The sequence below is a fragment of the Nonomuraea sp. K271 genome, assembly GCF_009908215.1.
Taxonomy (GTDB): domain Bacteria; phylum Actinomycetota; class Actinomycetes; order Streptosporangiales; family Streptosporangiaceae; genus Nonomuraea; species Nonomuraea longispora.
Genome location: NZ_JAAAHR010000183.1, coordinates 1 through 18,664, shown reverse-complemented (window position 1 = coordinate 18,664; position 18,664 = coordinate 1). Strand labels below are relative to the sequence as shown.

General features: G+C 70.4%; 13 protein-coding genes. 7 read left to right on the top strand and 6 right to left on the bottom strand.

From position 1 onward, the window contains the following. Positions 1–1,545, bottom strand: a 1,545-nt coding sequence (locus tag GUY59_RS39675) for a bifunctional acetate--CoA ligase family protein/GNAT family N-acetyltransferase (protein ID WP_161714942.1), incomplete at its 3' end; no start/stop codon positions are given. Positions 1,546–1,714: 169 nt separating this feature from the next. Here GUY59_RS39675 and GUY59_RS39670 point away from each other — a divergent pair. Both GUY59_RS39670 and GUY59_RS39665 read left to right on the top strand, forming a co-directional pair. Then, on the top strand, positions 1,715–2,608 hold the full coding sequence (locus tag GUY59_RS39670; protein ID WP_138203974.1) for a carbohydrate kinase family protein: 894 nt from the start codon (positions 1,715–1,717) through the stop codon (positions 2,606–2,608). Positions 2,609–2,719: 111 nt separating this feature from the next. Then, positions 2,720–3,322, top strand: a complete 603-nt coding sequence (locus tag GUY59_RS39665; RefSeq protein WP_161714941.1) for an ABC transporter substrate-binding protein — start codon at positions 2,720–2,722, stop codon at positions 3,320–3,322. Positions 3,323–3,462: 140 nt separating this feature from the next. Here GUY59_RS39665 and GUY59_RS39660 read toward each other — a convergent pair whose 3' ends face one another. Both GUY59_RS39660 and GUY59_RS39655 read right to left on the bottom strand, forming a co-directional pair. Next, positions 3,463–5,580, bottom strand: coding sequence for a RecQ family ATP-dependent DNA helicase (locus GUY59_RS39660; protein WP_236667949.1), 2,118 nt, complete (start codon positions 5,578–5,580; stop codon positions 3,463–3,465). 301 nt (positions 5,581–5,881) lie between these two features. Continuing rightward, on the bottom strand, positions 5,882–6,703 hold the full coding sequence (locus tag GUY59_RS39655; RefSeq protein ID WP_138203977.1) for a TauD/TfdA dioxygenase family protein: 822 nt from the start codon (positions 6,701–6,703) through the stop codon (positions 5,882–5,884). A 492-nt stretch (positions 6,704–7,195) separates the two neighbouring features. Here GUY59_RS39655 and GUY59_RS39650 point away from each other — a divergent pair, with 492 nt between their 5' ends. Together GUY59_RS39650 and GUY59_RS39645 are read left to right on the top strand one after the other, a co-directional pair. Continuing rightward, positions 7,196–9,685: a DNA gyrase/topoisomerase IV subunit A gene (locus GUY59_RS39650; RefSeq protein WP_138203979.1), complete on the top strand. Its 2,490-nt coding sequence runs from the start codon at positions 7,196–7,198 to the stop codon at positions 9,683–9,685. A gap of 479 nt (positions 9,686–10,164) precedes the next feature. Then, positions 10,165–13,218 (top strand): glycoside hydrolase family 3 N-terminal domain-containing protein, encoded by a 3,054-nt coding sequence (locus tag GUY59_RS39645; RefSeq protein WP_252375086.1) that lies wholly within the window; start codon positions 10,165–10,167, stop codon positions 13,216–13,218. A gap of 110 nt (positions 13,219–13,328) precedes the next feature. Here the strand turns inward: GUY59_RS39645 and GUY59_RS39640 are convergent, their stop codons facing one another. Continuing rightward, a complete protein-coding gene (locus tag GUY59_RS39640) occupies positions 13,329–13,700 on the bottom strand; it encodes a VOC family protein (protein ID WP_132337625.1) in 372 nt (123 codons plus the stop codon). 53 nt (positions 13,701–13,753) lie between these two features. On the opposite strand from GUY59_RS39640, the gene GUY59_RS39635 reads away from it, so the two are divergent. Further along, positions 13,754–14,317, top strand: a complete 564-nt coding sequence (locus tag GUY59_RS39635) for a thioredoxin family protein (protein WP_138203983.1) — start codon at positions 13,754–13,756, stop codon at positions 14,315–14,317. A 33-nt stretch (positions 14,318–14,350) separates the two neighbouring features. On the opposite strand, the gene GUY59_RS39630 is transcribed toward GUY59_RS39635, so the two are convergent. Continuing rightward, positions 14,351–14,665 (bottom strand): hypothetical protein, encoded by a 315-nt coding sequence (locus GUY59_RS39630; protein ID WP_132337629.1) that lies wholly within the window; start codon positions 14,663–14,665, stop codon positions 14,351–14,353. 141 nt (positions 14,666–14,806) lie between these two features. Here GUY59_RS39630 and GUY59_RS39625 point away from each other — a divergent pair, with 141 nt between their 5' ends. Further along, on the top strand, positions 14,807–15,319 hold the full coding sequence (locus GUY59_RS39625) for a beta-class carbonic anhydrase (protein ID WP_138203985.1): 513 nt from the start codon (positions 14,807–14,809) through the stop codon (positions 15,317–15,319). 729 nt (positions 15,320–16,048) lie between these two features. Here the strand turns inward: GUY59_RS39625 and GUY59_RS39620 are convergent. Continuing rightward, on the bottom strand, positions 16,049–18,115 hold the full coding sequence (locus GUY59_RS39620; protein ID WP_138203987.1) for a DNA gyrase/topoisomerase IV subunit B: 2,067 nt from the start codon (positions 18,113–18,115) through the stop codon (positions 16,049–16,051). Positions 18,116–18,363: 248 nt separating this feature from the next. Here GUY59_RS39620 and GUY59_RS49470 point away from each other — a divergent pair, with 248 nt between their 5' ends. Further along, positions 18,364–18,594, top strand: a complete 231-nt coding sequence (locus tag GUY59_RS49470; RefSeq protein WP_132342023.1) for a DUF7455 domain-containing protein — start codon at positions 18,364–18,366, stop codon at positions 18,592–18,594. The last annotated feature ends 70 nt before the right edge of the window (positions 18,595–18,664 follow it).

Sequence of the window (18,664 nt, the reverse complement as noted above, 5' to 3'; positions counted from 1 at the left end):
GTTGACGGGCGGGCGGGGCTCGAGACCCGCGGCGAGGCAGACGTCGGCGGCGAGCAGACCCAGCGCGTCGGAGTTGGTCACGAGCGCGACCCTGGGCCCGGCGGGCAGCGGCTGATAGGCCAGCACCTGTCCCACGTCGAACAGCTGGATGAGATCGTCGACCCTGATCAGCCCCGCCTGCTCGAACAGCGAGCTGATCGCCGAGTCGGGCAGCCCGAGCTCCTTCGCCGAGTGCCCCGCGGGAGTGCCGCCGCTCTTGACCACCACGATGGGCTTGCGGCGGGCGATGCGCCGGGCCAGCCGGGTGAACTTGCGCGGATTGCCGAGCGACTCCAGATAAAGCAGGATCACGTCGGTGGAGTCATCTTCCTCCCAATATTGCAGCAGGTCGTTGCCCGACACGTCGGCCCGGTTGCCCGCGGAGACGAACGACGAGATGCCCATGCCGCGCTGCGCCACCCGCTGGAGCAGCGCGGTGCCGAGCGCGCCCGACTGGCTGAAGAACCCCACCTTGCCCCGGCCGGGCACGGTGGGCGCGAGGGTGGCGTTGAGCTTGACGGCGGGGTCGGTGTTGGCGATGCCGAGGCAGTTGGGGCCGACGACCCGCAGGCCGTAGGAGCGGGCGATGCGGGCCAGTTCGTCCTGCCTGACGCGGCCCCGCGGGCCCGTCTCGCCGAACCCCGACGAGACCACCACCAGCCCGTGCACGCCCTTCTCCGCGCACTCCTTGACCACGTCGATCACGCTTTCGGCGCGCACGGCCACCACGGCCAGGTCGACCTCGTCGTCGATCGCCGTCACGCTCGGATAGGCGCGTACGCCGTGCACCGCCCGCACCTCGCGGTGCACCGGATAGACGGGACCGGTGAACTCGGCGGCCAGCAGGTTGCGCAGGACGCTCTGGCCGACGCCTCCCGGCTCGCGCGACGCGCCGATGACCGCGACCGAGCCGGGGGTGAGCAGCCTGGCGATGGACCTGGCCTCGGCGCGGTGCTCGCGGGCCGCCGTCACCTCGGCCGAGGTGTCGGTGGGGGTGAGGTCGAGCGTCATGCGTACGACGCCGTCGGCGAACTGGCTCTGGGCCGTGTAGCCCGCCTGCCGCAGCAGGCCCGTCATGCGCATGTTGGCGGGCAGGACGTCGGCGATGAAGCGTTCGATACCGCGTTCGCGGGCCGTGGCGGCCAGGTGTTCCAGCAGCACGGAGGCCACTCCCCTGCCCTGGTGGGCGTCCTCGACGAGGAAGGCGACCTCGGCCTCGCCGGGGCCGGTGCGGTCGTAGCGGATCACGGCGACCATCTCGTCGCCGATGGTGGCGATCAGCGCGACCCTGTTGACGTAGTCGACGTTCGTGAAGCGTTCGACTTCCTTGTCGGACAGGCGCGGCCGGGGCCCGAAGAAGCGAAAATAGATCGACTCGTCGGACAGACGGGAGTAGAAGGAACGGAGACGGCCGGCGTCGGCGGGCCTGATCGGCCTGACGTGTGCGGTGCCGCCGTCGGCCAGGACGACATCCGCCTCCCAGTGAGCCGGATAATGTTCCTCCACAGTCCCGAGCGTAAACCCGCATCCCACATGCCAAGACCCGGGGCCCCTATTGGGCAACGCTTGTGCATCGACTGCTGCCCTGTGTGATGGGTCCGTCCCACGAGGAGCCCGGAAGCTGTTAGTTTTGCCGTGGCCAGGCTCGTTCCGAAGGCAGCAAGGTGGTGACATCATGACGCGGGTCGTCGTGGTGGGCGATCTCATGACCGACGCGGTCGCGCGCGCCCGTTATGCGCTCGCCAGGGCGAGCGACACCCCGGCGATCGTGACCATGCACGGCGGGGGCTCGGGGGCGAACATCGCCTCGTGGCTGGCCGTCGAAGGCGCCGAGGTGGCCTTCATCGGCCGCAGAGGCGCCGACATCACGGGGCGAAACCGTGACATGGAGCTGATGGGCTACGGCGTCGACGCCCGGCTGGTCATGGATCCCGAGCGGCCGACCGGCACCTGCGTGGTGCTGGTCACGCACAAGGGCGAGCGCACGATGTTGTCCGACCCGGGCGCCAACGCGGCGCTGTCGCCGGAGGACCTCCCGCGCGATCTGTTCGGTCAGGGCACCCATCTGCATCTTTCCGGCTACACGTTGATCAACGAGGGTTCGCGCGACGCGGGTCTGGCGGCGCTCGACATGGCCAGGCGCACCGGCATGTCGATCACGGTCGACTGCGCCTCGTCCGCGCCGCTCGAGCGCACGGGCGCCGAGCCGTTCCTCGAGTGGACCAACGGCGCCAAGCTGCTGTTCGCCAACATCGACCAGGCCAAGGTCCTGACGGGCCGCGACGAGCCCGAGGCCGCCGCCAAGGTGCTGACGGCGTGGTTCCCGCAGGTCGTGATCAAGATGAGCGCCGAGGGCGCACTGTGGTACACCAACGGCCGCCCCGATCCGGTCCGGGTCGCCGCCGAGCCGGTCGACAAGATCGTCGACGGCACGGGCGCGGGTGACGCGTTCTCCGCCGGGTTCCTGCCGCCGTGGCTCGAAGGCAAGCCGCCGGCGGAGGCGCTGGCGTCGGGCTGCCGCCTGGCGGCCAAGGCCATCATGCACCTGGGAGCGCGTCCCCCGTTCTAGTGCCGCATCAGGCACGTTCACCTCGCAAGTCGAGTCGCCGTGCCCAGGTTCGAGCATGTTCGACCTCGCGCTCGACCTCCCCGACAGCTACGTGATCGAGTCGACGTCGGCGTGGACGACGCCACCGAGCGCCTGCGGGCGGGCACCCTCGACTACGGCCCGCAGGTGGCGGGGGAAGCCGTCGAAGCGATGCTGGGCGATCCGGCGCTCAAGGCGCGGGCCGACGCCCCCGTCACCACCTCCGTCGCGCTCTTGGCGATCAACCCGCAGGTGCCGCCGCTCGACAACGTCGAGTGCCGCCGTGCGGTCGTCCGCGCTCTGGACCTGAGCGCCCTCGCCCGCGTCCACGGCACCACCGGGACGTCGACGTCACTGCCGCCGCCCACGATCGCCGGCCGCCGCCACGCCGATCCGAACCTCACGCCGGCCGGCGACCCGGAGGCCGCCAGGGAGTCGTTGCGGGCGTGCGGGAGCCCTTCGGGCTTCACGGCGACCTGCCTCTACCAGGATCTGTCCCCCGTCGAGAGCAGCGCGGCCGAGGCCGGGCCGCGCTCGCCGAGGTCGAAATCGCCCTCACCCTCGAGCGCGAACCGCTCGAGGAGTTCTACCGGAAGTACGGCGGCAGCCCTCCCTACCTCGGGAAGGAGAAGGTCGGCCTCATCGCCAAGACCTGCAGCCCTGACTGGCCCGACCCCGGCGCATTCCTGCCGTTGATCGCGGACAGCTGCTCGTGCCACTGGCCTGGCGGACCCCCTTGCTGCTGCGCGGGGTCAGGGCAGCCAACGTCCATGTCAGCCCGGTCTTCGGCAACTACGACCTGGTCACGATGGGTCTCACCTGACCGGCCGCGCCGGTCAGGACGTGGTGGCCAGCGCGAGCGGCAGCACGGCGGGCGCCCCGGCGTGGCGCACCAGGGCCGCACCCAGCGTCATCGTCCACCCCGTGTCGACGCGGTCGTCGATGAGCAGGACTGGACCTCCGCACTGCGCGATCGCGGCGCCCACGTCCTTCGGCATGGCGAGCGTGCCCCTGATGGCCTGCACCCGTTTGGCGCTGTTGAACTGCTGACCGGGCGAGCCCGCGCGGTAGCCCAGCTCTCCGAGGTAGGACAGCCGCCCGACCTGGGCCAGCCGTTCGGCGAACGTGCGCACCAGCTTGGGCCGCGTCGCGGACGGCACGTTCACCACGACCACCGGGCGCTCACGCCACTCCCACGCGGACAACACCTTCACCACGGCCGCGAACATGTCGTCGGCCATCGGCCCGTCGCCGGCGTTGAACATTTCACGGAGCCGGTTGCCCCACCCGATGTCGGTCAGCCGCCCGAGCGCCCTGCCGGGCTCCGCGCCCAGTTCGGGCTTGATGCGGCCGGACAGGTCGGGCAGGCCGGTCGGCCACTGCCTGCGGGCCAGAATCTCGACGCCGGGCCTGCTCAGGCGTTCGCGGGCGCCCTCGACGGCCTGCGCGCCGATCTCCGTCGAGCGGTGCGTGCCGGTGCAGTTGTCGCAGCGGCCGCACGGCGTGGCGGTCTCGTCGTCGAGGTGCCTGCGCAGGAACTGCTCCCGGCACTCGGAGGTGGTCAGGTAGGCGAGCATGGCGTCCTGCTCGGCCTTGCGCTCTGCCGCGATGCGGGCGTAACGCTCGGCGTCGTAGTCCCAGGGCCGGCCGGTGGCCTCCCAGCCGCCCTTGACCCGGCGTACCGCGCCGTCGACGTCGAGGACCTTGAGCATCATCTCCAGCCGGCCGCGGCTCAGGTCGACGGCCGTTTCGAGCGCGGGGGTGGACATGACGCCGCGCTCTTCGAGGGTCTGGAGGGTGGTGCGTACGACCGGCTCGGGGGGAAAGGCCAGGGACGCGAAATAGGCCCAGATGTCGCGGTCTTCCGTGCCGGGCAGCAGGATGACCTCCGCCCGTTCGACGCCGCGGCCGGCCCGCCCGACCTGCTGGTAGTAGGCGACGGGTGATTGCGGCGCGCCCACGTGCACCACGAACCCGAGATCGGGTTTGTCGAACCCCATCCCGAGCGCGCTCGTCGCCACCAGCGCCTTGATCTCGTTGCGCAGCAGCGCGTCCTCGGCCGCCAGCCGCTCGGCCGGCTCGGTCTGGCCGGAGTAGGCGGCCACCTCCAGTCCCTGCTCGCGCATATAGCCGGAGATCTCGTGGGCGGCGGCCACCGTGAGGGTGTAGACGATGCCGGAGCCGGGCAGCTCGCGCAGCGTCTGGGCCAGCCAGGCCAGTCGCTGCTCGGCGGACGGTAGGCGAACGACGCTCAGGTGAAGGCTCTCGCGTTCCAGCGGCCCGCGCAGCACGAGTGTGTCGTCGCCGCCCTCGGGCCGCAGCTCCGGCGGAAGGCGCAGTTGCTCGGCCACGTCGCGGGTGACGCGCGCGTTGGCGGTCGCGGTGGTGGCGAGCACGGGGATGCCCGGCGGCAGGTCGCCGAACAACGTCGCCAGCCTGCGGTAGTCGGGCCTGAAGTCGTGGCCCCAGTCGGAGATGCAGTGAGCCTCGTCGACGACGACCAGCCCGGCGCTCTCGGCCAGCTCGGGCAGGACGTTGTCGCGGAAGTCGGGGTTGTTGAGCCGCTCGGGGCTGACCAGCAGCACGTCGACCATGCCGTCGGCCACCTGGCCGTAGATCTCCTCCCACGCCTCCGGGTTGGCGGAGTTGATGGTGACGGCCCTGATTCCGGCGCGCTCGGCGGCGGCGATCTGGTTGCGCATGAGGGCCAGCAGCGGGGAGACGATGACGGTGGGGCCCTCGCCGAGCTCGCGCAGGAGCGCGGTGGCCACGAAGTAGACCGCCGACTTGCCCCATCCGGTGCGCTGCACGACGAGCACCCTGCGGCGGTCGATCACGAGCGCCTCTATGGCGGCCCACTGGTCGTCGCGGAGCACGGCGTGCTCGCCCGCCAGGGCCCGCAGCCGCGTCTCGGCCTCTTCCCGTAGCATCCCGGCATCGGGGGCGTCAATCATGCCTCCCTTGTTACCAGGTCCGCACGACGGAATGGGACTCGTAGCCGTCATATCTGCTCCGCAGTCCCCCGAACCGCAAGAATAGTCAGCCTGGTCGCCCTGGTCCTGGCCACGGCAGGCGGCGAGGGCACCGAGGTCTGGACCTTTACCACCCCGCGTTCCCCCACCCTGGACCAGGTGCCCGACCGGCAGGTGCTCATCAACGTCACCGCCGGCCGCACCCTGGCGGCCGTCGTCGTGTTCTTCGGCCCGGCCGCACGCGACATCGCCTACGGGGGCTCGCCCGGGCGGTTCACCGAGACTACGCGTCGGCGTGCTCCGGGAAGGCGTTGATGGTGACGCGGTGCATGCGGCGGCGTTCGGTGTAGTCGGCGACCGCGTAGTGCTGGGTGGGGCGGTTGTCCCAGAAGGCCAGCGTCCCCGGCCGCCACCGCAGCCGCAGCTGGAACTCGGGCGAGCGGATGTGGTCGATGAGGAAGGGCAGGAGCGCCTCGTTCTCCCTGTCGCTCAGCCCCACCAGACGGGTCGTCGACGCGCGGTTGACGAAAAGGGCCTTGCGGCCGGTCTCGGCGTGCACGCGGACGACCGGGCGCTCGATCGGCGGCCACTTGGCCTGGATCTCGGCCAGGTCGAACGGGTGCCCCTTGGAGATGGCCTTCTTCATCGACATCGTGATGTCGTGCACGGCGCTCAACTCGTCGCACAGCCGCTGCAGCGACGGCGAGAGGGCCTCGTACGCCAGGTAGGTGTTGGCCCAGCACGTGTCACCGCCCACGCTGGGCAGTTGGACGCAGCGCAGCAGCGAGCCCATCGGCGGGATCGGCTCGAAGGTGTTGTCGCTGTGCCACTCGTCGCCGCCTTCGCCCTTGGGCGAGGTCTGGTCGAGCACGTGGATGGGGCTGGTGGAGTCCTTCTTGAAGGCGGGGTGGTTGAGCGTGCCGAAGTTGAGGGCGAACTGGAGGTGGTGCTCGTCGTCGATGTGCTGGTCGCGGAAGAACAGCACGAGGTGCTCGAGCCAGCCCTGGCGCAGGGTGGTGACCTCTTCCGGCGAGAGCGGCTTACGCAGATCGACCCCGGTGACCTCGGCGCCGATGTGCTTCGTCACGGGGTGAAACTCGATCATGACGCCTCCGAAGACGACGGGGACCCTCGTGTCCGGAACGTAACACCCAAGCAATTGCTTGGTCAAGAAGACGCACGATCGAACATGCTTACGAGAAGTGGTCCGGATCGCGTATCATCTTGACGCCGGAAAGGCGCGCAGCGCACACTCCCCGGCACCGGATCGTCACCGAGGAGGCGTCTTGACGGCAGCGGCCCACGCCCGCGCGGCCCCGCATCGGGCCTGCGCAGGCATGAGCAACGCCATGGATACGTCATAGGGCGCCTGGCTCGTGCCATCATCTCCAGGGGCGAAAACGTCACACCCGCACCGGTCTCGTGCCCGCACGCGCCTTCGGCCGCCATCGCGCCGCGACCGGGAGAGCTTACGTCGACGCCCCACCCGCCGACCTGACGCCGCTTCGCCGGGCTGACGGTTACGGTTACCGCACAAGGACAGAAGGAGGATGCGCTTCCCCTCGGCGCGACGACCGAGGCAGCCGCGCAGCACAAGATGGCCCGACGCACGACTGCACCCCCACCCGAGGACTTCGAGGAGCGGATCGTCGACATCGACGTCTCCTCCGAGATGCGCACGAGCTACCTCGAATACGCCTACTCGGTGATCTACCAGCGCGCCCTGCCCGACGCCCGTGACGGCCTCAAGCCGGTGCAGCGGCGCATCCTCTACTCGATGAGCGAGATGGGCCTGCGCCCCGACCGCGGCCACGTCAAGTCCTCGCGCGTCGTCGGCGACGTCATGGGCAAGCTGCACCCCCACGGCGACAGCGCCATCTACGACGCGCTCGTCCGGCTGGCGCAGCCGTTCTCCATGCGCCTGCCGCTCGTTGACGGCCACGGCAACTTCGGCTCCCCCGACGACTCGCCCGCCGCCATGCGTTACACCGAGGCCAGGCTGGCCCCGGGGGCGATGCTCATGGTCGAGTCGCTCGACGAGGACACCGTCGACTTCAAGCCCAACTACGACGGCCAGGAGACCGAGCCCACGGTCATGCCGTCGGCCTTCCCCAACCTGCTGGTCAACGGCACGAGCGGCATCGCGGTCGGCATGGCCACCAACATGGCCCCGCACAACCTCACCGAGGTCGTGGCCGCGGCCCGCCATCTGATCAAGAAGCCCGAGGCGACGCTCGACGAGCTGATGAAATACGTGCCGGGGCCCGACCTGCCGACCGGCGGCTCGATCATCGGGCTGCAGGGGGTGCGCGACGCGTACGAGAGCGGGCGTGGCACGTTCCGCATGCGCGCCACGTGCGCGGTCGAGCAGATCACCCCGCGCCGCAAGGGCATCGTCGTCACCGAGCTCCCCTACAACGTCGGCCCCGAGCGCGTGGTCGCCAAGATCAAAGAGCTGGTGACCAGCAAGAAGCTGCAGGGCATCGCCGATCTCAAAGACCTCACCGACCGGCACAAGGGCCTGCGCCTGGTCATCGAGATCAAGAACGGGTTCATCCCCGAGGCCGTGCTGGAAGAGCTCTACCGGCTGACGCCGATGGAGGAGACCTTCGGCATCAACAACGTCGCGCTGGTCGACGGCCAGCCGCGCACGCTCGGGCTGCGCGAGATGCTCCAGGTCTACGTCGACCACCGCATCGAGGTCGTCCGCCGCAGGTCCGAGTTCCGCCGCCGCAAGCGCCAGGAGCGCCTGCACCTGGTCGACGGCCTCATCATCGCGCTGCTCAACATCGACGAGGTCATCCAGGTCATCCGGTCCTCCGACGACTCGGCGCAGGCCCGCACCCGCCTGATGGACGTCTTCGAGCTGTCCGAGATCCAGGCCGCCTACATCCTCGACACGCCGCTGCGCCGGCTGACCAAATACGACAAGCTGGAGCTCGACCGCGAGAAGCAGACGCTGAGCGACGAGATCGCCGCGCTGACCGAGATCCTCTCCTCACCCGCCAGGCTCCGCCAGGTGGTCTCGGGCGAGCTGGCCGACGTGGCCAAGCGCTACGGCACGCCGCGCAGGACCGTGCTGCTGGAGGCGCCGGGCGTCGCCCGCACCCCGATCCAGTCGCTCCAGGTGGCCGACGACCCGTGCCTGGCGCTGCTGTCCTCGACCGGCCTGCTGGCCCGCACCTCCGACGCCTCGCCGCTCGCGGGCGAGGGCGAGCGCACCGCGCACGACGTGCTCGTCTCCGTCGTACGCACCTCCGTACGCGGTGAGGTGGGCGTGGTCACCTCGCACGGCCGGCTGATCCGCGTCCAGGTCGTCGACCTGCCGACGCTGCCGCCCTCGGCCAACCCGCCGTCGTTGTCGGGCGGCCATCCCGTCTCCGAATACGTCTCACTCGAGCCCGACGAGAAGGTCGTCGGCCTCGGCGCCCTCGACCCCGACGGTCCCGGCCTGGCGCTGGGCACGGCGCAGGGCGTGGTCAAACGGGTGGTGCCCGACTATCCGGCCAACCGCGACGACTTCGAGGTCATCACGCTCAAGGAGGGCGACCGCGTGGTGGGCGCCGTCGAGCTGGTGTCGGAGGACCACGACCTGGTGTTCATCTCCTCCGACGCCCAGTTGCTGCGTTACTCCGCCGAGCTGGTGCGCCCGCAGGGGCGTCCCGCGGGGGGCATGGCGGGCATCCGCCTCGACGGTGACGCGCGGGTGATCTGGTTCGGCGCCGTCGACCCGGAACGCCCCGGCCATGTGGTCACGATCGCCGGTTCGTCCACGGCGCTGCCCGGCACGCAGGTGGGCGGCGGCAAGGTGTCCGACTACGCCGAGTTCCCCGCCAAGGGCCGGGCCACGGGCGGCGTGCGGGCCCAGCGGTTCCTGAAGGGCGAGGACGAACTCCTGCTGGCCTGGGCCGGACCGGCTCCGGCCAAGGCGGTTTCCACGGTGGGCAAGCCGGTGCCTCTACCGGAGGAGCTGGGCCGGCGAGACGGCTCCGGCGTGCGTCTCACCCACACGATCGGCGCCGTCGGCGGCGCCCTCGCCGCCGGCCCTGGCGCCCCGGCCGACGAGGAAACACCTCCGGAGGAGTGACCCGTGGTGCAGGAGCCGGACGTTCCCCGGCGCCCCCATGCTGCCGGGGACACCGGGTCGACGCGGCCGACGACCGGGGTGCCGGTGGCGGGCGCGTAGAGCCGACGCCGACGGCTCCGCAGGGGTGGCAGGACAGCCCGTCGATCGGCCGACGTTTCGCAGGCGTGACCGTGTTCACGATGACGGACGCTTGAAGCCCGCCGGCCCGGACGCGCGTCGGCCGAGCGGCCTGTGCAGGCGTGAGCCCTGAGTGGCGCGAGGTGCCGGACAACGCGGTACGCGGTCGCTGAGACGCCGACGCCCGGTGAAGCGGCAGGTGGAGGGCGGGCCGGGGCGCTCGGGGTCTGGATGGGCCGGAGGTCGCACCGGCGCCCTCGCGTGCCAGGCACTCACGGTGCCGAGTGGGTGGATGTTATGAAATGTGCCTTACCCCCGATGGTGTGGGAGAGCGCTCTCTCACCCCTTCGACTGGAGGCACCGTGTTCCCATCCCGACCCCCGTTCTGGGCGGCCGCCCTCGCCCTGGCCGGCTCGCTCATCGTCGCCCCACCCGCCGCGGCCGCGGCCGAGCCGCTCACCATCACCGACTTCGAGTCGGACGGCGTGCCCGCCGGCGTGTACGCCTGGGGCAACGACGCGGCGTCGACCCCGGCGCTCACCGTCGAGCCCGACGCCACCCGGCCGCAGGCGGCCGCCACGAACCGGGTACTCACCTCGGTCTACAACGTCAGCCAGTGGGGCGGCTGGTCCCACGACCTGGCCGCCGCCCAGGACTGGTCCGCGTACGAGGGCTTCTCCTTCTGGGTGAACGGCACCGGCTCCGGTCAGAAGATCTTCTTCGAGCTCAAGGACGGCGGCGGCGGACCGGGCAGCTCGGAGCTGTTCGAGTCGTCGTTCACCGACGACACGGCGGGCTGGCGCCAGGTGAAGGTGCCGTTCGAGAGCTTCACCCGCCGCGCCGACCACCAGCCGGGCGGCGCCCCGACCGACGGTGAGCTGAACCTGGTCGCCATGTGGGGCTACGGGATGCGCCTGCCCACAGCGCAGGGCACCCTGCGCTGGGACGAGGTGCAGGTGTACGGGACCGCTCCCCCGCGCCCCGTGCGGCTGTCCACGGACCGGCCCGTCTATCCGGCGGACGAGAAGGACAGGGTACGGGTCAGGGTCACGATCACCACGGCCACCGGAGAGCCGCTACCCGACGACCTGGCCGTGGACTACAGGACCGGCACGGGCACCGCGACCTCCGGCGACGACTACCGGCCGGCCCAGGGCACGCTGACGTTCCCCGCCGGCACCGCTTCGGGCTCGGCGCGGTCGTTCACCGTCGAGATCGGCAAGGACCGGCGGAGCGAGGTCGCGGAGACCATCCCGATCGAGTTGGCGGGCACGGGCACGCGGCCACCGGCCGAGCCGCCGGTCATCGCCATCAACGCGCACGACCTGCCGTACCTGAACGCCCGCAAACCCGTCAGGGACCGCGTCTCCGACCTGCTCGGCAGGATGACGCTGGAGGAGAAGGTCGGCCAGATGACGCAGGCAGAGCGCGGAGCGCTGGCCAAGCAGAGCGACATCGCCACGTACCGGCTCGGCTCGCTGCTGTCGGGCGGCGGGTCGGCGCCCGCCACGAACACGCCGGAGGGGTGGGCCGACATGATCGACGCCTTCCAGCTCCAGGCCCGGCAGACCCGCCTGCAGGTGCCGCTGATCTACGGCGTCGACGCGGTGCACGGGCACAACAACGTGGTCGGAGCGACGATCTTCCCCCACAACGTCGGCCTGGGCGCCGCCCGCGACCCGGAGCTCGTCGAGCAGGCGGGCGAGATCACCGCGAGGGAGGTCAAGGCCACCGGCATCCCGTGGAACTTCGCCCCCTGCCTGTGCGTCTCCCGCGACGACCGGTGGGGCCGGGCGTACGAGTCGTTCGGCGAGGACCCCGCCCTGGTGACGCGGATGGCCACCGTCATCGACGGGCTGCAGGACAACGGGGTGCTGGCCACGGCCAAGCACTACGTGGGTGACGGCGGCACCGCGTACGGGTCGTCCTCCACCGGCGACTACACCATCGACCAGGGCGTCACCCGGACCAGCCGCGCGGAGCTGGCAGCGCTCCACCTGGCGCCGTTCGCCGAGGCGGTCGAGCGCGGCGTGGCCACCGTGATGCCGTCGTTCTCCAGCATGGACTTCGGCGACGGGCCGCTGAAGATGCACGCCCACGACGAGCTGATCAACGGCACGCTCAAGGGCAGGCTCGGGTTCAAGGGGTTCGTGATCAGCGACTGGCAGGCCATCGACCAGATCCCCGGCGACTACCCGAGCGACGTGCGCACGTCGGTCAACGCCGGACTCGACATGATCATGGTCCCGTACGCCTACCAGGAGTTCACCGGCGCGCTCAAGGCCGAGGTCGAAGCGGGCCGGGTGCCGATGGCGCGGGTGGACGACGCGGTCGCGAGGATCCTGACCCAGAAGTTCCGGCTGGGGTTGTTCGAGCGTCCGTACGCCGACCGCTCCCGTCTCGGCGACGTGGGCTCGGCGGCGCACCGCGCGGTCGCCCGTACGGCGGCGGCGAAGTCGCAGGTGCTGCTGAAGAACGAGGGCGACCTGCTGCCGCTGCGTCGCGGCGCCAAGGTGTACGTGGCCGGCTCGAACGCCGACGACATCGGCAACCAGTCGGGGGGCTGGACGATCAGCTGGCAGGGTTCGTCCGGTCCGATCACCACCGGCACCACGATCCTGCAGGCGGTCCGGTCGCGCGCCGGGTCCGTGACGTACTCGCGGGACGCCTCCGCCGGGCTGGCGGGACACGACGTGGGCGTCGTTGTGGTGGGCGAGACGCCGTACGCCGAGGGCCAGGGCGACGTGGGACGCGCGGGCCGCACGCTGGAGCTGTCCCCCGCCGACCGGGCCGCCGTCGACCGGGTGTGCGGGGCGATGAAGTGCGCCGTCCTGGTGGTATCAGGGCGTCCGATGGTGCTCGGCGACCTGTCGGGCGTCGAGGCCGTGGTCGCCTCCTGGCTGCCGGGCACCGAGGGCGACGGCGTGGCCGGCCCTCTCTTCGGCGCGGTGCCGTACACCGGGCGGTTGCCGTTCACGTGGTTCCGCTCGACGGAGCAGGTGCCGATCAACGTGGGCGACGCCGCCTACGACCCGCTGTTCCCGTACGGGTGGGGGCTGCGCACCGACCGCGCCCGCGACCGGCTCAAGGCCGTACAGCACGAGCTGGCCCGCGGTGACAGCCGCTCGAAGGCCGCGGCCCTGCTGCTGACGCCCGCCCTGCCTGGCCGCCACTGGCACGCCGACGGCACCGTCCGCGACACACGGCTGGTGCTGGGCGCGCTCGAAGCGGCCGCGGCGCTGCTCGAACGCTCCGGGAGCGTCTCGTACGCCGAGGCCGACGCGCTCGTCTCGGTCGCCAGGGACGTCGCGCAGCACGCGGGCAAGCGGCCCGACCTGCAGGCCGCGGCCGACCACGAGCTGGCTGCGGGAGCGTACGGGAAGGCGGTGGACCTGCTGGCCCGGTCGATCCGCTGACGTGGGGATCGGCCCCGGTGTGGCGGGGCCGGTCCCGGCCCGCTCCCGGCGGCCCGGCCAGGGGAGCAATCCCCCTGACCCGGGCGGGGGTCGCCGGACCGGAGCGTCGTTCAGGGCCGGCAGAGGCAGAACGGGTGACCGGCCGGATCGAGGAACACCCGGAAGCTGTCCTCCTCGCTCGGCTGGTGCTCGTGCTTGCGCGCGCCGATCTTGATGGCCTGCGCCTCGGCCTCGTCCATGTCGTCCACGGTGAGATCGAGGTGGATCTGCTGAGGGTGGTGCGGGTCGGGCCAGGCGGGCGGCTGGTGGTCGGGGGCGAGCTGGAAGGCCAACCGCCTGGGCGGCCCGCCGTCGCTGACCACCACCCAGTCCTCCTCGGAGGACGTGATCGGCCACCCGAGGAGGTTCGAGTAGAACTGCGCAAGTCCTTGGGGGTCGGGGCAATCGAACGCGATGGTCCGGAACTGCGCGATGCCGCTCATCAATTCACCTTCCCGGCCGTTTTGCATGGCCGATCGGAGACAAGAATGTTGCCATGGCTGCCAACTCGTTCATGGTTCCGCTCGGCACTCCCGCGCCTGCCTTCGACCTGACCGCCATCGACGGCGGCAGCGTCTCGCTGGAAGACCTCAAGGGCTCACCCGCCACCCTCGTCATCTTCCTGTCCAACCACTGCCCCTACGTACGGCACATCGAGCACGGCATCGGCGCACTGGCCGCCGACTACGACGCGAGACTGTCGATCGTCGCCATCTCCAGCAACGACAGCGTCAACTACCCGGATGACGACCCGACACACCTCGCGGAGCAGGCGGAGCGGGCCGGGTTCACGTTCCCCTACCTCCTGGACGAGAGCCAGGAGGTGGCCAAGGCCTACCGGGCGGCGTGCACACCCGACTTCTTCCTGTACGACGCGGAGCTGCGCCTCGCCTACCGCGGCGAGTTCGACGGCTCCCGGCCGGGCAACGCCGAGCGGGTGACCGGCGCGTCCCTGCGGGCGGCCATCGACGCCGTGCTGGCGGGCGACCCCGTACCGGAGGAGCAGCACCCGTCACTCGGGTGCGGCATCAAATGGAAGCCCGGCAACGCTCCCGCCTGAACGTCTCGCTCCTCTGCCGGGGCGCGGGGCCCGTCAGCCGGAGGCCGCGATGACGGACGGGATCGCGAGCAGCAACTCGTGCGGCTCGCCGCCCTCCCAGCGCCGGATCAGCCGGGTGGCCGCCTCCCCCGGGTCGAATTCCTCGCAGCCCAGCGGCCCGTAACAACCCGCCTCGTCCAGCATGAGGATGAGCGGATCGTCGTCGGGGAGACAGGCCGCGTAGGCGGCGGTGTCGAGGAGCGCCAGCGCGCTCCTGGCGTTGCGACCGTCGTCGTTGGACTCCACGCGGTCGAGGCGGCGCCAGGCCTGAACACGGAGAAACGCGGCAAGGGATTCGGACCTACTCACGAGCAACCTTCTTAGCTCCCGTACGTACGGCTACGACATCATCACGCAGAGAGAAGGACGCTCGTGGGAGGTTTGCCAAGTCGGGCCATTCGTGACCCCCCGGGGCGCATGTTTTCCGGTGCGTGAGGGATATTTGTGGTCATGAGAGCGTTCGACGACCTGTACGCCGCCAACGCGAAGTTCGCCAAGGAGTTCGGAAACTCCACCCTCACCGGACGGGCATCCCGCGGGCTGGCCGTGGTGACCTGTATGGACTCCCGCATCGACCCGCTCGGACTGCTGGGCCTGAAACCGGGCGACGCCAAGATCCTGCGCAACGCCGGCGCCCGGGTCACGGACGACGTGCTGCGTACTCTGGTGCTCGCCGTCTACCTGCTGGGTGTCGACCGGGTGCTGGTGATGCCGCACACCGACTGCGGCATGTCCAAGGTGACGGACTCCGACGTGCACGCGCTCACCGGCGAACAAGGAGTCGACACCCGCAGCCTCGAGTTCCACACCGTGCCCGACCAGGACGAGGCGCTGCGCCACGATCTCATCCGGATCCGCAGCACCCCGTTCCTGCCGCAGAACCTGCCGGTGGCCGGAGCCATCTACGACGTGCACACCGGCCTGCTGACCCCCGCGCCGAGACCGGACCCCTCGGCGGCCTGACGGTCGCCCCTCCCGCCGGCGTCCCGGCCGCCCCAGGCGTTCCTGTGGCCACGTCAGTGCACCGGACGCCCCGGAATCCAGCTCCGCCCCTCAGCGCTGCTCCAGCACCCTCAGAGAGGCCTGCGCGGCTTGAGCAGCACCGGCGTCGCTCATTCCGAGGTCGCCATCAAACCGCGCCCTCGGAACCTCGTGCATGGAGAAGGCATCACGCGGACACCGCCACGGCCGGCCATGGTCCTTGGCCGGTGCAGTCGGCCCAGCGGAGAGCCACCGCCGGGAGGCGGCTCGGGGGGCTGCCTGAGGTCCTGCGAAGGCTCCGCTCCAGGAACTTCTGCTCCCGGCTCAGGAGGCGACTCATGCAGTCAGCCATGAGGTCAGCGCGACGGGCGAGCGCGTGACCGGCGTGTTCGTGGACGGCGTGTTCGTGGACGGCGTGTTCATGGACGGCGTGTTCATGGACGGCGTGTTCATGGACGGGCTGACAGTGCTGGAACCGGGCATGGTGAGCGTCGCGTTGTGGGGGCGGTCGCGAACTGCACGTGCCGGCCTGCCGCGCGGGTCTCGTTCTGCTCATCCTGGCGTGCTTCCGGCCGGGCCGGCTGCGTACGAGCACGTGGCCGGCTGTGCCTGCGTACATGCTGCCGGCCGCGACGCCCCTGCTCGTATGTCTTGCACGGAAAAGGTGGCGGAGGCGCGTCGCGGGCACCCCTCTCGACGTGCCGCGGGGCGTTATGCGTCGATGTGGTCGCGATCCACTTCGGCCGCGCTGCTGACGATGAACTCGCGGCGCGGCGCGACGTCGCTGCCCATCAGCAGGCTGAAGATGCGCTCGGCGCCCTCGGCGTCCTCGATGCGGACCCGCCGCAGGATGCGGTGGCGCGGATCCATCGTCGTCTCGGCCAACTGGTCGGCGTCCATCTCGCCCAGACCCTTGTAACGCTGCACCGGGTCCTTCCAGCGCTTGCCGCGCCGCTCCAGATCGCGCAGCACCTTCTGCAACTCGGCGTCGGAGTAGCAGTAGATGTATTTCTCCTTGCCCCTGCCGGGGTTGGTCAGCTCGATGCGGTGCAGCGGCGGCACCGCGGCGAACACGCGCCCCGCCTCCACCATCGGCCGCATGTAGCGGTGGAAGAGGGTCAGCAGCAGGCAGCGGATGTGGGCGCCGTCGACGTCGGCGTCGGCCATGAGGATGACCTTGCCGTAGCGAGCCGCCTCGATGTCGAACGAGCGTCCCGAACCGGCCCCGACCACCTGGATGATGGCGGCGCACTCGGCGTTCTTGAGCATGTCGCTCACAGAGGCCTTCTGGACGTTGAGGATCTTGCCTCTGATCGGCAGCAGCGCCTGGAACTCCGAGTCGCGGGCCAGTTTGGCCGTGCCCAGCGCCGAGTCACCCTCGACGATGAACAACTCGCTGCGGTCGACGTCGTCACTGCGGCAGTCGACCAGCTTCGCCGGGAGCGCTGAGCTTTCCAGCGCACTCTTGCGCCGCTGGTTGTCGCGGTGCTCACGGGCCGCGATGCGGGCCTTGGCCGCCGCGACGATCTTCTCCAGGACGGCCCTGAGCGGCTGTTTGTAGCCGCGCGGGGGGTTGGTGAACAACTCCCTGAGCTCGCGGGAGACCACGTGGGAGACGATGCGGGTGGCCGCGGAGGTGCCGAGCACCTCCTTGGTCTGGCCCTCGAACTGGGGCTCGGGAACCAGGACGGCGACCACTGCGGTCAGACCCTCGGAGATGTCGTCCTTCGTCACCGGGTCGTCGCCGTTCTTGAGCAGGCGCGTCTCGCGCAGCACCTCGTTGACCGTGCGCACCAGCCCGCGCTCGAAACCGCTCAGGTGGGTGCCGCCCTTGGGCGTGGCGATGACGTTGACGAACGAACGCACGGTCGACTCGTAGCCCTTGCCCCAGCGGACCGCCACGTCGACGAGCAGCTCGCGCTCCACCTGCGTGGGCGTCATGTGGCCCTGGTCGTCGAGGACCGGCACGGTCTCGTGGAAGTGGCCGGAGCCCTGCAGGCGCAGCACGTCGCAGACGGCCTCGTCACGGGCCAGGAACTCGGTGAACTCGGAGATGCCGCCGTCGAAGCGGAACTCCTCCTCGATGCGCTCCTCGTGCCTGCTGTCATAGACCGCGAGGGTCAGCCCCGGCACCAGGAACGCGGTCTGACGCAGCCGCACGTGGATCTCGTCGAGCGAGACCTCGGCGTCAGGCAGGAAGATCTGCTTGTCGGCCCAGAAGCGCACGCGCGTGCCGGTGACCTTTTTCGACAGCTTCTCGCCAACGCGCAGCCCGGGCTTCTTCCTGAACTTGGCCGTCGGCCCTTCTCCGTCGAAGAGTCCGGTGACACCGCGGCGGAAGCTGATCTCGTGCACCCTGCCGTCGAGATCGACCTCCACGTCGAGCCGCGAGGACAGGGCGTTCACCACGGAGGCGCCGACGCCGTGCAGACCGCCGGACGCGGCGTAGGAGCCGCCGCCGAACTTCCCGCCCGCGTGCAGCTTCGTGTAGACGAGCTCCACGCCGGCCAGGCCGCTCTTGGGCTCGATGTCCACGGGGATGCCGCGGCCGTTGTCGCGCACCTCGATGGAGCCGTCGGCGTAGAGCTCGACCTCGATCCGGTTGCAGTGACCCGCGAGCGCCTCGTCGACGCTGTTGTCCACGATCTCCCAGAGGCAGTGCATGAGCCCGCGGCTGTCGGTGGACCCGATATACATGCCGGGTCGCTTGCGGACGGCCTCGAGGCCCTCAAGCACCGACAGGTGACGAGCCGTGTAACCCGCCTCCACTAGCGTCACTCCAGCTCCTCTGAGTCTAGGGATCGAACACGTGTGCGTAGCTTACCGTTCTTCCCGCACGCGCGCGTACAAGCTTGCCATGGAGCCGCGTTTGCTGTTACCAACCGGCTGATCATCATTACTTCCCGACACATTCCGCTCTGGGCGTAGAGAGGGGGCGGTTGGGAACGTCCACGTCCGGTTAGATGTTGTTCCAAGTGACTGACGCCAGATCCTCGCTTCGGCGGGGGTGACCCGAAAGGCGATACGTGACTGGAGCTCTCGCCCCCGTTAAGCCGCTGACGGCCCTCGACCGCTGCGACCGCTGCGGTGCCCAGGCCTACATTCGCGCGACCCTGCCTGTGGGTGGGGAGCTGCTGTTCTGTGCCCATCATGGGCGTCAGCACATCGCAGCGCTGCGCGAGAAGGGCGCCGACATCCTGGACGAGTCGGCTCGACTCAGCGAAACCCCAACAGTTGCCCCTAACGACGAGCGCTGACCGGCGCTGGTCGTGATGAGATAACCACATAGCGCATAGCAGCGCGGCGACCCCGGGCACGCCCGGGGTC